Below are 14,714 nucleotides of genomic sequence, written 5' to 3'. Positions count from 1 at the left end.
AAACGGGGCAATAATGGCATCAGACAAGCGATAAAGATCAAAAACACTCACACAAAATATGATATCGATAACAACAAAATCATTAGAGGATCATCATGAGCGCATATCAACAGGCCATCAGCCAGACCCTTCACTACCTGCGGGAAGCGTCGATATTGCTCACCGCGGCTGAGCAGCAGCAGATCGAGATCGCCACCTTTGGCCTGCCAGACTACCCCCTCTCCGGCCTGCAACTGCTCACCTATATCAACAGTCCGCGCTACTGCGCCAAGGAGCTGGTACTGTTTCCACACCAGACCTGTCCGGAGCATCTGCACCCGCCGTTTAACGGCACACCCGGTAAACAGGAGACATTCCGCTGTCGATGGGGCGAGGTGTGGTTATTTGTTGATGATGAGAGCCTGACCCTGAATAACGGCACCTGCCAGCCACCGGAAGGGGCGGAACAGTGGTATACCGCACAGCACTTTATTTTGCTGCGGCCTGGCGAGCAGTACACCATTGCCCCCAACACCCGCCACTGGTTCCAGGCCGGCAAGCAGGGTGCAGTGGTGTCGGAATTCTCTTCGGAAAGCCGTGATGACCTTGATGTGTTTACGGACCCGCGCGTTAACCGCCTCGGCTGAGCCTGTGGCGGATTGATTCGCATCATGTCTGGGGATCTGTCATGATACATCAATGGTACAAAATGATTTGATATCCAGGAGTTCACCTTGCCGTCAGGCCGGAAAGTTAAAGCCACGCTCTCAAGCGTGGCAGCAGAAGCAAACGTCAGCAAAATCACCGTTTCCCGCGCCTTTACCCATCCGGAAAAAGTGCATCCGGACACCCTGAAACGGGTGCTGGCCACCGCCACAGAGATGGGCTACGTGGTGAACACCGCAGCGCGTAACCTGCGTGCGCGTGACAGTAAAACCATCGGTATTGTTAATCCGGATATGAACAACCCGTTTTTCGGGGGGCTGACCCGGTTGATGACGCTGGAAGCGGAAAAAGCGGGCTACGATACGCTGATTTTTGACTCCCGGGAGTCACAGGAGCATGAGAACCGTATCATCGACAAGCTGATCGGCTATAACGTTGATGCCATCGTCCTGTCGGTAATCTCGTCAGACTGCAACTACCATCCCGCTTATCTGCACCGGCTGGAAGCGCTGAATATCCCGGTGATTCTGGTCGATAGAGAACTGGATGCCAGTGCCTGTAGCGGGGTCTATATCGATAATCTTGACTGCGGCCTGCAGGCGGGCCGTTATCTGCTGGAACAGCAGGCGCAGCGTGTGGTGGTGGTTTCCGGGCCGCAGGACTCCAACGTGGCACGCGAGCGCGTGACCGGTCTGAGCGCGGCCTTGCAGGGCAAAATCGCCAGCTTCGAGGTCCTGTACGCCGATTTTTTGATGGACGTTGCTGCCAGAGTCACCAGTGAGTATCTTGACCACCACACCCCACCGGACTATTTCGTCGGCTGTAATAACCAGATATCGCAGGGGATCATTAAATCCTGCATCGATCATCAGCTGAGTCCAATGCAGGACGTTTCGCTGTTCAGCATTGATGAGATCTCACACGCACCGATATACGGCTTCCACTTCCCGTGTATTGCCCATGATTTGCATGAGATAGCCTGGCAGGTGATCAATCTGGCGGTCCGCCGGGCCACCGAAAGTGAAGTCAAAACGGGTAAAGTGATTGTTCGTGGTAAAATGGTCGTACCCTAATCAACTGAAGGAACGACTGATGAACAACCCTACACTGCCGCCTGCTCTGCTGACCCTGCTTGACGGCTCAATACCTGAAAGCCATCGGTATCAGGCGATTCGTCTGTCCAGCGTGGGTGAAAATGGCTGGCCGTATGCGGCACAGCTGAGCCTGGGGGAAATCATTGCCTGCTCCCCAAATGCGCTACTGTTTGCCATCTGGCCAGAATCCACCACCACGCGCAATCTGAAGCGGGATGGCAGGATCACGCTGGCACTGGTGCTCAATGATGCGGTGGTGGAGATTCAGGCACTGGCAGAGGCACGCCCGGAAACGCTGACCGATCTTAAACTGGCGGTATTCAGCGCTGAGGTTAAGCAGGTGATCGCCCATCGGGCACCTTATGCCACGGTGACCAGTGGGTTAACGTTCAGTCTGAACGATGAAGTAGCGGCGCTGGCCCGCTGGCGGGAACAGATTACGGCGCTGAAAACGCTGGCATAAAAAAAAGGGCGACTTCACAGTCGCCCTTTTGCTTTGCGGGTCAGGCATGCCTGACCCCTACAGGATTGTCGTCGATACGAGTCAAACAGGCCGGACATACCCGGCCCCTACGAAGAGCGATCTTGCTTTGCATCATTCGTAGGGGCGAAGCATGCCTGACCCCTACAGGATTGTCGTCGGTACGAGTCAAACAGACCGGACATACCCGGCCCCTACGAAGAGCGATCTTGCTTTGCATCATTCGTAGGGGCGAAGCATGCCTGACCCCTACAGGATTGTCGTCGGTACGAGTCAAACAGACCGGACATACCCGGCCCCTACGAAGAGCGATCTTGCTTTGCATCATTCGTAGGGGCGAAGCATGCCTGACCCCTACAGGATTGTCGTCGGTACGAGTCAAACAGACCGGACATACCCGGCCCCTACGAAGAGCGATCTTGCTTTGCATCATTCGTAGGGGCGAAGCATGCCTGACCCCTACAGGATTGTCGTCGGTACGAGTCAAACAGACCGGACATACCCGGCCCCTACGAAGAGCGATCTTGCTTTGCATCATTCGTAGGGGCGAAGCATGCCTGACCCCTACAGGATTGTCGTCGGTACGAGTCAAACAGACCGGACATACCCGGCCCCTACGAAGAGCGATCTTGCTTTGCATCATTCGTAGGGGCGAGGCATGCCTCGCCCGAGGTTAACCGCCGTTATTTGCTGTCAGGCAGCGCGTAAGCTTTCACGTAATCACCCAGCTTGGTGCCGAACGAACCGTGGCCACCCGCAACGATCAGCACATACTGCTTACCGTTCACTTCATAGGTCATTGGTGTCGCCTGGCCACCCGCTGGCAGACGCGCTTCCCACAGCTGTTTGCCGTTAGAGACGTTGAATGCACGCAGGTAGTTATCGGCGGTGGCAGCAATGAAGAACACGTTACCGGCAGTGGTCACCGGTCCGCCCAGCATTGGCATACCCATTTTAAACGGCAGCGGAACCGGTGAGCTGTCGCGCACGGTGCCGATACGTTTTTTCCACACGATATCATTGGTTTTCAGGTCAACCGCAGAGATGTAGCCCCATGAAGGCTGTTTGCACGGGAAGCCCAGCGGAGACAGGAACGGATTCAGCGTCACGCCGTACGGCAAGCCGTACTGTGGCTGAACGCCGGACTCAGTACCGGTACCGCCCTTATCATTCTCATCCGGCTCAATCGGGTTACCCGGACCACGAGGGATCAGACGGGAAACAAACGGCAGCGCCATTGGATTCGTGACCGCAACCTGACGATCGGTATCCACGGCAATACCGCCCCACTCGAACATACCGAGGTTACCCGGGAACACCAGAGTCCCCTGCTCAGATGGCGGAGTGAACGGACCTTCATAACGTAACTGGTGGAACATCACACGACAAATCAGCTGATCGTAGATAGTGGCACCCCACATATCTTTCCCGGTCAGCTGCGCTTTCGGGCGGAAGCTCAGCTCAGAGTAAGGCTGCGTAGGGGAAACGTGATCGCCCTTGGCTGCGCCACCCGGAACCTTCATTTCCGGTGCCGGAACAACAGGCTTACCGTTGGTACGGTTCAGCACAAAGATGTCACCGGTTTTGGTCGGAATGTAGATGACCGGAACCTTGTTACCCTCTTTGTCGTTGATATCAGCCAGCGTTGGCTGTGCCGGAACGTCCATATCCCACAGGTCGTGGTGAACCGTCTGATAGAACCAGGCCAGCTTACCGGTGGTGGCATTCAGTGCCAGCATACCCGTGGCGAAACGCTCCATTTCCGGGGTACGGTGACCGCCCCAGATATCAGGGGTCGAAACACCAATTGGCAGGTAAACCAGGTCCAGTTTGGCATCGTAAGACGCCGGAGCCCATGAGTTCGGAGAGTTCGGCGTGTAGTGCTGCTCGCCTTCCGCAATCACGTTCGGATCTTTCGCGCCGGTATCGAAGGCCCACAGCAGTTTACCTGTGTTGACATCGAAACCACGGATCACACCGGACGGCTCTTTGGTTGAGTAGTTATCGGTGACCGCACCGGCCATCACAATAGTGGTGCTGGTGATGATTGGCGGTGACGTTGGTTCGTAAGAACCCACTTTGTTGTAAGGCAGATTGCTCTGCAGGTTCAGCTTACCGTTGTCGCCGAATTCCGGGCACAGAGCGCCGGTTTCAGCGTCCAGCGCATACAGACTACCGTCATTGACCGGCAGTAACACGCGGCGTGAGCACAGCGCAGGCTGAGTTCCGGCCGGGGTCGCTGCGGCTTCTGGCGTCTGGTAGTAAGACACACCACGACAGGTCACATGCTGGAACGTCGGGTCCGTCTTCATCTTCGGATCAAACTTCCACTTCTGCTTACCCGTCGCCGCATCCAGCGCAAACAGCTGCTGGTGCGCAGTACACAGATACAAAGCATCGCCGATTTTGATTGGCGTGACTTCGTTGGTGATCTCACCCGGATCGTTAGGTGTTTTCAGGTCGCCGGTCTGGAAGGTCCAGGCTTCCTGCAGCTTATCAACGTTAGTGTCGTTAACCTGCTTCAGCGGGGAGTAACGCGTACCGCCCTGCGTACGACCATAAGCCGGCCAGTCACCTGCCGGAATACCGTCGTCAGCCGGGGCCGCCGCGGCCTGATCCTGGCTCAGCGTGCCGTTGATTTCCTGCGGGTCGTTAAACACCGAGTAAGCCAGCACCGCGACCACAAACACCAGCACGGCTGAAAGTGCCACGCGAGGGAATGCACCCGTTGAACCCAGGCCACGCCAGATGAACGGCAGCACCATCCACAGGCCGAGGAAGAAGGTGACGTCCAGACGCGGTGTCAGCGCCCAGAAGTCGGAACCCACTTCCCACAGTGACCAGATAGTGGTCGCCAGCAGAAAGAGTGCGTAGAACAGCAGCGCTGCGCCACGGCGGCGATACAGCATAAAAGCTGTGATCAGCAGAACCACACCAGCGATGATGTAGTAGAGCGAGCCACCCAGTTTAGCCAACCAGATACCGCCAATTAACAGATACAGACCACTCAGAGTGGCGAAAATCGCTGTTAACAGGATCAGTATTCTTGATGCTTTACTTTGCATAGTTTGAACCTTACCAAAATTTAAAGTCATCGATTAAGCGAGAGCCCAATCTTTTAGTTTTATACTTCCTATCCATACGGTGTCATTGACCCGCCACTGCAGGCGCTTCAGCAGGCCATTACTGGATTCATTGCCATATTGTCTTCGGCGAAATACTCAGAACTGATACGTCACGGTGGCACCGCCGCCCCAGTTACGCCCCGGTGCAGGTTCGTAGTAGCGGTTATTGCCTTCATTCACGATAACGGAGCCGACGTACTCACGGTCGAACAGGTTATCGACGCGGCCAAACAGGTCCAGCGACCACTGGCTCCAGTTGAAACGGTAGCCACTGTTCAGGCTGGTCACGGCGTAGGACGGTGCCTGCGCATCGTTCGCATCATTGGCCTGAATGTCACTCATATAACGAATATCGGCACCGGCATGCCAGCCGCTTTCCGGTGCATACGCCAGTGAAGCGTAGCCCATATTTCGTGCAATACCCGGCAGGCGGTTGCCCGCAGGCGTACAGACATTCTTCGCATTACAGGTTTCATTGCGGTACGTAGCATCCAGCAACGTCCACGCCAGCTTCAGGTGCCAGTCCATCGCGAACTGCTGATCAAAGCCCAGCTCCAGGCCACGACGACGCGTCTCTCCGGCATTTTTATACACGGCACGACCACCGGAGCTGCTGTCGACCACCAGCTCATTATCGGTATTGGTCTGGAACACGGCGGCGGTCAGCAGGCCATAACCAATACGGGTTTTACTGCCCAGTTCAACGGTGTCGCTGGTGGCGGGTTTCAGCCCCAGGTTCAGACCAGTCTGCGTACCGGAAGTCGAACGGTAAGAAAGCTCATTAATCGTCGGGGTTTCGAAACCACGCCCGGCAGAAGCATAAAGATTCCATGCATCGGTCACCGCATAGTTCACCGAGCCCATCGGCAGCAGCTTGTGATAGCGCGCGCTGCCGCTGTCATCACCGTTAACACTGGTTATATAGTAGTCGGTGGAATCAAAGTTCACCGTGCTGTAGCGCAACCCGGCATCCAGCGTCCACTTTGGCGTCAGCTGCCAGCTGGTTTGCAGATAGGGATCGAGGTTCCACATGGTGTTTTTTTCGTTGCGGCGTTGATCGCCCTTCTCACCGAACTGGTTAACCCCGTTGACCGTATTGTAGTTCTGGAAGCCCTGACGGCGTTCGGTCATGGTTTCATAGTCGAGGCCGCCAATCAGCGTCACCGGTACAGAGCCCAGTTCGCCGTTGTGCTTCCAGCGGGTATCTATCCCCTGATATTTACGCTCCAGCACAATGACGCCGCCCGGATAGGTAGCGAGCTGCTGAGTACCATAAGGGATCGACTGATATTGCGTAGTGTGGCGCTCACCGTGCCAGGTCGTCAGCGTCAGTTGGTCATTTTCACTCATCTCACGCTGATAACGCAGGCCGACCTGAGTCTGGTCGAGGCTCTTACGGGTATTAAAGTTATCGCCACGCGGCGACTGGCGCGGATTGGCTTTATATTCTTCTTCCGTCAGACCACCGGGATCGTTAGCATCCACGGAGACGCTGTTAAACATCAGCGTCAGGGTACTGACATCATCAAGACGCACGCCGAGCTTACCGTTACCGAGGCTTTTCTGCGTACCGCTGTGGTCGCGGAAGCCGTGGGTGGTAAAGCGCGAACCGGAAATCGTGTAATTCACGTCCCCCGCCTGGGTGCCATCACCGGTGGCGCCGCTGGCTTTGACGCTGTTACGCCATGAGCCGTAGCTGCCGAAGTAAGTGCCCGCTTCCAGCGTGGTGGGCTGGCTGCCCGTTTCGCTGTCAATATTCACCACGCCGCCGGACGCATTGCCGTACAGCGCAGAATAAGGCCCACGCAGCACTTCCACCTTGCCCACCGAGTTAATATCAATGTTCGACGTCTGCCCCTGCCCATCCGGCATGGTGGCGGGAATGCCATCAACATACAGCCGCACGCCGCGCACACCGTACATGGAACGGCTGCCGAAGCCGCGCACGGACAGTTGCAGATCCTGAGCATAGTTCTGGCGATTCTGAATTTGCAGCCCCGGCACGCCGCCAAGGTTTTCGGAAAGGTTCACCTGAGCGCTGGCACGGCGCAGCTCGTCGCCGTCCACCACGCTGACCGCTGCCGGAGTATCCAGTTCGGACAGGCCCGAGCGCTGTTTAATCACCATCAGGGAAGATTCCTGTCCCTGAACAGGGGCGGCATCGGTAGACGTTTGTGCATAGCTGACAGCGGCAGGCGTCATCAGAAACAGAGGCGTCAGAAAGTAAGCAGAGGTTTTATTATTCACTGGAATTATTCGATAAGTAAAAATAATGCTAAAAGTCTTACCCGGCCCAGCCCGGTAAGCGCCCGACATTCCCTGACGTACACGGCTTTGTCTTCACCAGGCAACCTCGCCAAAAGTATATAACCCCTGGTCAGGTTTGCTCAGTTCATCGACAAAGAACGCTTCCCTGTTACGCGCTGACGTCTTTTTCTGTGCGGCAGTTACGCGTCCCTACCAGCACTTATGTGATGCATGTCACAAAACGGTGGCGATTGTAGCACTCATTAATTTGCTTGCGAACTATTGTTAACGTTTTGGCTGAATTGATTCATTTTAACGTTACAAAATAGAGGGTTATTGAATCTGGTGTCATACAGCGATAGTGAACACTAACTATCCAGAGAAGCATGGCTGCACAATGACGTTATTATCGGGCCGGGCTATAATCAGTCGCATCACACCCAATGTGGAACCGCCACTAACAGGATGTACTATGCCGAATTCAGGACACTGGCTGTTGCCCTCTCTCCCTTCACCGCAGCGTGCCATCCGTATACTGTTGCCTTCGCTGGTCTTTCTGCTTGCTGCGTGCTCCTCAGACTATAAAGGTCAGTCGTGTCCCGGGGAGATACAAACCTTGACCGGGCAACCGCAGGGGGCCACCCAGGCGATGATCATTGACCGCTTCAGCTCATTCTCCGTTGAATTGCCAGACCTCAGGCTCGACAGCGGGCCACTGCAGTCCAACGATCGCCAGCTCTATATTCCCTCAGCCACCACGCCGGATGGCTGGCTGGCACAGCGTATTTCCGATCATCGTTTCGCGATTATTAACGCCCCGAAAGACCAGGCGATCACCTTTACCTGCCCTTAACCTGCGAGAGCTTCTGCCGATGTCCACGCGTCAATTGATTACTAACCGACACACTTTTTTTGGCCGCGGTAGCTTGCAACAACTGGTCCCGCTGCTGAATGATCCGCTATTGCCCACGCTGCTGTTCTGTGGCCGTTCGTTTCTTAACGGCAGCGCCTGGCAACAGCTTCAACCCCAGCTGGAGCCCCTGCTGTGCGGCGTGGAAATCGTCAGTCATGAAGCTTCCCCTGATGAGATCGATGCCTGGGTGGCACGCTGGCGTGATAAGGCTAAACGCGTGGTCGCTATTGGCGGCGGCAGCGTGCTGGATGCTGCCAAAGCGGTTGCCGCACTCAGCCAGCATCCGCTTAATACCCTGCGCTATCTGGAAAAAGTCGGCGATACCGCCGTGAGTGGTGCCACACTTCCGCTGATTGCGATCCCCACTACGGCGGGAACGGGCAGCGAAGTGACGCAAAATGCCGTGATCACCGACAAAAATAAGCTCAACGTCAAAGCGTCATTACGCCACGCTAACTTTGTGCCGCAAATAGCGATCCTCGACCCAGACCTGCTGCGCGGTGCGTCAGATCATGTGCTGGCCTGCTGCGGTATCGATGCCTTTACGCACCTGTTTGAAGCTTATCTCTCCCAGAACGGCAATGCCTTTACCCAACAGACCGCCATCAGTGGGATGCGGGCCTTTATGCGCGGCTGGGCGGCGCTTAATCAGGAGGATGAAGCTGGTAATGAGGCGCGTGAACAGATGATGATGGCGTCATGGCTCGGCGGGCAGAGCCTGAGCATGGCCGGGCTGGGCGTGATCCACGGTATCGCCGGAGAGCTGGGTGCTATCAGGGATTTCCATCATGGGGAAGTGTGCGGTCGCCTGCTGCTGCCGTTCCTGCATCTGCTGAATGAGAGCGAACATCCGCAGCAGATCGCCCTGATGCAGCAGCTGGGTGCGGCCCTGTTCCCGCTGGGAGAAGGGGCAACGGCAAGACGGCTGGCCAGTTGGCTGACCGATAACGCTATTCACCCGTTCTGGCAATCTCCTCCCGCCCTGAACAAACAAGAGATCGACTGGGTTCTGGCCCGTTCTAACAGCAAAAACAGCCTGGTGACCTACAGCGTGGAACAACAGCGCTGGCTGCTGGAGCAGGCCTACCCGGGCGCAGATTAAGCACGGATGCCGGGCACACTGTGGAGAGGTGCCCGGCATTGCGTTAAGGAAGTTTAAAGATTTCGTTAAACCCGGCGACTTCAGACTTTTACCCTTGTTCAACCGCCCGCCAGACGCCACATTCCTTCTGTCTGAACATTGATTCAATCGCAAGGAATAATAAGATGAAAAAGATCGCCACGATTGCCCTCTCGGTCATGATTTGTGCCAGCAGCAGTCTGAGTGCCTTTGCTCAGGGTCCCGGTAATGGCCCAGACCAGCAGCAGCCGGTCAAACATCCACAGCAGCCACAGCATCAACAACAGCAGAAAAGCCCGCAACAAGGTCATGACGCACGGCCCCAGCATACATCGCAGCATCAACAGCGTAGTCACCAGCAGGCAGAGCATCAGCAGAAGCCTGACTTCCGCCGGGGCCACGCCCTGCCGCAGCAGTATCGGGGGAAAGGGTATCAGGTCAGTGACTGGAAAAAACGCGGATTGAAATCGCCGCCATCCGGTCATCGCTGGATGAACGTTGACGGCAATTATGTCTTGATTGCGGTGGCGACGGGCGTAATTGCCTCGGTGATTGCACACCAGTAATAACAGCGGGCGAGGCGTGCCTCGCCCCTACAAATACCCCCTCCCGCCAGGGGTCGGGTATCCCCGATCCTACAAATACCGCCTCCCGCCAGGGGGCGGGTATCCCCGATCCTACAAATACCGCCTCCCGCCAGGGGTCGGGTATCCCCGATCCTACAAATACCCCCTCCCGCCAGGGGTCGGGTATCCCCGATCCTACAAATACCCCCTCCCGCCAGGGGACGGGTATCCTCGCCCCTGCAAATACCGCCTCCCGCCAGGGGACGAGTATCCCCGCACCTGCAAATACCGGCTCCCGGTAGGGGTCGGGCATGCCCGACCCTTTCCATCAACGCTTAGAAAGAACTCCAGTTATCATCCACAGCTGCCGCCGCAGGTTTCGCTAAACGCGCGGCGGGTGCAATGGCCGGTACTTTCTTCTGATGGGTTTCGACCGGAACACGGCGATCGGCCTGCAACCTGAATGCCGATACCAGCTGGCTCAGGGTCGATGCCTGCTCCTGCAACGACTGCGATGCCGCCGACGCTTCTTCAACCAGCGCGGCGTTCTGCTGGGTCACGCTATCCATCTGACCAATCGCCAGATGCACCTGTTCGATGCCCTGACTCTGCTCAGAGGTCGCCGCAGCCATTTCACCGACAATATCCGCCACCTGACGAATTGCCCCCTGCACCTTAGCCATGTTCTCACCGACGTCGGCCGCCTGCACTGCGCCACTCTCCACCAGCTGCGCGGAGGTGACAATCAGATCTTTAATCTCGCGGGCAGCGGTCGATGAACGCTGTGCCAGATTACGTACTTCGCTCGCGACCACGGCAAAACCACGCCCCTGCTCACCCGCACGTGCCGCTTCTACCGCCGCATTCAGCGCCAGGATGTTGGTCTGGAAAGCAATGCCTTCAATCAATCCGGTAATGTCAGAAATTTTACTGGAGCTGATTTTGATTTTATCCATCGTGCCGACCATCGCAGTAACGGCATTCCCACTGTGGACTGACAGATCGTTAGCGGTGCTGGCAAGCGAGCTGGCCTGACGGGCATTTTCGGCGCTCTGTTTGACCGTATCGTTCAGGGTGCTGATGCTGGCGGAGGTTTGCTCCAGTGAGGCAGCCTGTTCTTCGGTACGCGCAGAAAGATCTTCGTTGCCGGCCGCAATCTGGGTGGATGCGGAACTGACAGACTGAGCGGAAGAGGTCACAGAGCCAAGCACGCCAGAAACACGCGCCATCAGGCTGTTAAAGGCCGCAGCGGTTTTACCGATCTCATCATTACGCGAGGCATCTGCCTGCTGGCTGAGATCCAGCGTCTCGCTGACCGACACCATCAGGTTCTGCATCCCGTTCAGGCTGTTACGCACGCTGAAGATGGTTTTCACCGCCAGCAGGCCCAACACAACAATCGCCGCCGTGGCAAAAATCAGCATGCCCCAGAAGACCTTACCGTAGATCTCCGTGTTCTCACGACGCAGCTCATTACTGGCATCGATGTTGAGCTGAATCTGCGCCTGTAAACCGTTTGCCAGCTTACGAACCGCTGCACCCACGCCGTTTTCACCCTGTAACAGCGGCAATGCGCGCGCATCATCATGGGCACGGGAAGCAGTAATAAACTCAGGAAGCGCGGCCTGAATTGCCGTAATGGTATTCAGTGCATCCTGAGTCATGCTGCGGTCGGTATCGTTAGAAATGTCATTGGCCATGTAGTAATCGGTCAGCGTTTTTAGCTGGCCAACAATCTGTTCTATTTTCGTTTCAACGGCGGGCTGCTTGCTGTCGTTATTTTCACTCTGATGTTCATACAACGCCAGACGCAGTTCGCTGGCAGCACCGATTGTTTTGTCGAGGTCTTTAATACTGGGAATGGCGTTAACCTGCACAAATTCAAAACGGGACTGGAAACCGCTTAACGCTGAGAGGGAATACGCCGACAGCGCGATTAATGACAGCGCCAGTAAGGTGAAAATCAAGAACAGCCGTTTCGTTATGGTCATGGAAATCCCCGGTGTGTTTACAGATAAATTGGACGATCTTTGTCGTCCATCAGCACAGGGTTATCGGTAAACCAGCGGCGTAACTTTATTCATTTACCGTTGGTTTACGTTTTATTTTTACATTTGGGTTACAGCCACGCTGGCTTCCTCCAGCCAGCCGGGGCGCATTTCCGGCACTGCCCGCAGCAACTGCGCGGTATAATCATCCAGCGGTGCGGTGAATACCTGCTCCAGACGTCCCTGGCGCACCACGCTGCCATAACGTAACACCATGACTTCATCGGCTACGGCTCTGACCACATGCAGGTCGTGGGTGATAAACAGCAGTGAAACGCCGGTTTCCTGTTGCAGTTTTTTCAACAGCGCCAGTACCTCACGTCCCACCAGCGGATCGAGCGCCGAGGTGGGTTCGTCACAGACAATCAGCTCCGGCTCTACCGCCAGCGCCCGTGCGATGCAAACACGCTGCTTCTGCCCGCCGGACAGCGAATGGGGGTAGCGCGCGGCCAGCAGTGGCGACAGGCCGACTTTCTCCAGCAGCTCCCCCACCCGCGCCTGGCGCTGCTGTGCCGTCAGCGACGTCAGACAGACCATGGCACGTTCAATTTGCAGACCAATCGTCAGACGGGGATTAAGCGCCGTATCGGGATGTTGATGAATCATCTGGATGGTTTGCATCTGCTGGCGAGAACGGTGGCGTAGCTGTGGGGGCAGCCGCTGACCGTTAAAGGTGATGTCCCCTTCTGACGGTGCCACCAGGCCACATACCGCCCGGCCGAGGGTTGATTTACCGGCACCGGATTCGCCGATCAGCGCCAGCGTGCGTCCCCGTCCGACCGTGAGCGAGACCGCGTGCAGTACCGGGTCGCCATGATAGCCAATGCTGATATCGCGCAGGCTCAACAGCGGCAATGTCGCGCTGCGCGGCTGATGCGGTTCACCGTGACTGTGCAACAGGTCGCGGGTGTAGTCCTGAGCGGGCTGCGTCAGCAGCGAGACCGTCTCACCGCTTTCCACTTCACGGCCGTGGCGCAGGACCATAATGCGCTGGCTGAGCTGGGCCACCACCGCCAGATCGTGGCTGATATACAATGCCGCCACGCCGGTCTGACGAATAACCTGCTGAATCGCCTTGAGCACTTCCAGCTGAGTGGTCACGTCCAGCGCCGTGGTCGGCTCATCAAACACAATCAGTTCCGGCCCGGCGCAGATCGCCATCGCAATCATCGCCCGCTGAAGCTGCCCACCGGACACCTGATGCGGGTAACGGTGGAAAAACACCTCCGGCTGCGGCAGTTGTAGCTGGGCGAAGATCTCAATCGCGCGGCGAATGGCGGCCTGTCGGTTCATCACCCGGTGACGAAGCGTGCTTTCAATCACCTGCTCACCGATTTTCTTCGCCGGGTTGAAGGCGGCGCTGGCCGACTGCGCCACGTAGGCAATTTTCACCCCGCGGACTTTGCGCCACTGGCGTTCCGATAGCGCAGTCAGTTCCTGCCCGGCAAACTGGATTCGCCCACCGCTCAGGGTCATTCCGTGGCGAAAATGCCCCAAAACGGCCTGGCCGATGGTCGATTTCCCGGCACCTGATTCGCCGATTAACCCCAGGACTTCCCCTTTGCGCAGGGTAAAGGAGATATCGTCAACCAGGACGGCATCTCCCGCGGTCACCCGCAGTTTATTCACGCTTAATAGCGGTTGTTCACTCATCTTCTACTCCTGCCAGCTACGGCTATGCTGGCTTAACAGCCAGTCAGCAACACTGTTTAATGCCAGTGCCAGCAGGGCAATTGCCGCGCCGGGGATCAGTGCCGCCCAGACGCCAAACAGGATGCCATCTTTATTATCACGCGCCAGGCCACCCCAGTCGGCGGTTGGCGGCTGGATCCCTAAGCCCAGGAAAGAGAGTGCCGACAGGAATAAAAGAATGAAGATAAAGCGCAGGGCAAATTCCGCAATCAGCGTGGTAAAGGCATTTGGCAGGATCTCACGCCACAATACCCAGCCCAGCCGTTCGCCGCGCAAACGGGCGACTTCAATAAATTCCTGTGCCGCGATATCCAGCGCCAGCGAACGTGATACGCGCAGCACACGGGTAGACTCAAGGATGCCCAGCACCGCCACAATCACCGGAATGGTTTTTGGCAGCATCGCCAGCACAACCAGGGCTAAAATCAGCGTTGGGATCGCCATCAAAATATCATTAACGCGCGAGATCACCTGATCGACCCAGCCACGGTAATAGCCCGCAATAAAACCGAGGAAGGTGCCGATGGCAAAGGCCAGCAGCGTAGCCACCGCGCTGACGCTCAGTGAAGTACGGGTACCCCAGATCAGACGAGAGAGAAGATCGCGCCCGAGGTTATCGGTGCCCAGCCAGTTTTCCGGCGTCACGCCACTCCAGGCGCTGCCCACCACGTCGCCGGGCGCATACGGTGCCAGCCACGGAGCCAGAAGTGCCACCAGTACAAACAACACCAGCCCGATGGCACCGGGCAACACAGCAAGTTTCAGCCTAAACATCCACATCAG

General features: G+C 56.7%; 11 protein-coding genes. 6 read left to right on the top strand and 5 right to left on the bottom strand.

Annotation, left to right across the window (positions count from 1 at the left end):
* The first annotated feature begins 95 nt into the window (after nt 1–95).
* From LJN55_RS05900 to LJN55_RS05890, 3 genes are all read left to right on the top strand, one after another.
* Nucleotides 96–626 (top strand): D-lyxose/D-mannose family sugar isomerase, encoded by a 531-nt coding sequence (locus LJN55_RS05900; protein ID WP_227535849.1) that lies wholly within the window; start codon nt 96–98, stop codon nt 624–626.
* 87 nt (nt 627–713) lie between these two features.
* Nucleotides 714–1,718 carry a LacI family DNA-binding transcriptional regulator gene (locus tag LJN55_RS05895; RefSeq protein WP_227535848.1) on the top strand — a complete coding sequence of 335 codons (1,005 nt, stop codon included), beginning with the start codon at nt 714–716 and terminating at the stop codon, nt 1,716–1,718.
* Between the two features lie 19 nt (nt 1,719–1,737).
* Nucleotides 1,738–2,202: a pyridoxamine 5-phosphate oxidase gene (locus LJN55_RS05890; protein WP_227535847.1), complete on the top strand. Its 465-nt coding sequence runs from the start codon at nt 1,738–1,740 to the stop codon at nt 2,200–2,202.
* Between the two features lie 701 nt (nt 2,203–2,903).
* Here LJN55_RS05890 and LJN55_RS05885 read toward each other — a convergent pair.
* Nucleotides 2,904–5,285, bottom strand: coding sequence for a glucose/quinate/shikimate family membrane-bound PQQ-dependent dehydrogenase (locus LJN55_RS05885; protein WP_227535846.1), 2,382 nt, complete (start codon nt 5,283–5,285; stop codon nt 2,904–2,906).
* 156 nt (nt 5,286–5,441) lie between these two features.
* The gene (gene pqqU, locus LJN55_RS05880) at nt 5,442–7,547 is read right to left on the bottom strand and encodes a TonB-dependent receptor PqqU (protein ID WP_407647797.1); all 2,106 of its coding nucleotides are present in this window, start codon (nt 7,545–7,547) and stop codon (nt 5,442–5,444) included.
* A gap of 517 nt (nt 7,548–8,064) precedes the next feature.
* Between pqqU and LJN55_RS05875 the strand changes: the two genes are divergently transcribed.
* From LJN55_RS05875 to LJN55_RS05865, 3 genes are all read left to right on the top strand, one after another.
* Entirely contained in the window at nt 8,065–8,445 is a 381-nt protein-coding gene (locus tag LJN55_RS05875; RefSeq protein WP_133845659.1) for a hypothetical protein, read from the top strand.
* 19 nt (nt 8,446–8,464) lie between these two features.
* On the top strand, nt 8,465–9,607 hold the full coding sequence (locus tag LJN55_RS05870) for an iron-containing alcohol dehydrogenase (RefSeq protein ID WP_133845660.1): 1,143 nt from the start codon (nt 8,465–8,467) through the stop codon (nt 9,605–9,607).
* A gap of 164 nt (nt 9,608–9,771) precedes the next feature.
* On the top strand, nt 9,772–10,191 hold the full coding sequence (locus tag LJN55_RS05865; protein ID WP_133845661.1) for an RcnB family protein: 420 nt from the start codon (nt 9,772–9,774) through the stop codon (nt 10,189–10,191).
* Nucleotides 10,192–10,526: 335 nt separating this feature from the next.
* On the opposite strand, the gene LJN55_RS05860 is transcribed toward LJN55_RS05865, so the two are convergent.
* The 3 genes from LJN55_RS05860 to LJN55_RS05850 all read right to left on the bottom strand — a co-directional run bounded on the left by LJN55_RS05860 (nt 10,527) and on the right by LJN55_RS05850 (nt 14,705).
* On the bottom strand, nt 10,527–12,182 hold the full coding sequence (locus LJN55_RS05860; RefSeq protein ID WP_227535844.1) for a methyl-accepting chemotaxis protein: 1,656 nt from the start codon (nt 12,180–12,182) through the stop codon (nt 10,527–10,529).
* Nucleotides 12,183–12,299: 117 nt separating this feature from the next.
* On the bottom strand, nt 12,300–13,892 hold the full coding sequence (locus LJN55_RS05855) for an ABC transporter ATP-binding protein (RefSeq protein WP_227535843.1): 1,593 nt from the start codon (nt 13,890–13,892) through the stop codon (nt 12,300–12,302).
* A 3-nt stretch (nt 13,893–13,895) separates the two neighbouring features.
* The gene (locus tag LJN55_RS05850) at nt 13,896–14,705 is read right to left on the bottom strand and encodes an ABC transporter permease (RefSeq protein WP_133845664.1); all 810 of its coding nucleotides are present in this window, start codon (nt 14,703–14,705) and stop codon (nt 13,896–13,898) included.
* Nucleotides 14,706–14,714: the final 9 nt, after the last annotated feature.

Source organism: Erwinia rhapontici, from assembly GCF_020683125.1.
In the GTDB taxonomy this organism is placed as follows: Bacteria; Pseudomonadota; Gammaproteobacteria; order Enterobacterales; family Enterobacteriaceae; genus Erwinia; species Erwinia rhapontici.
Note: the sequence above shows the minus strand (reverse complement) of the source record. Positions and strands in the feature narration are given on the sequence as shown.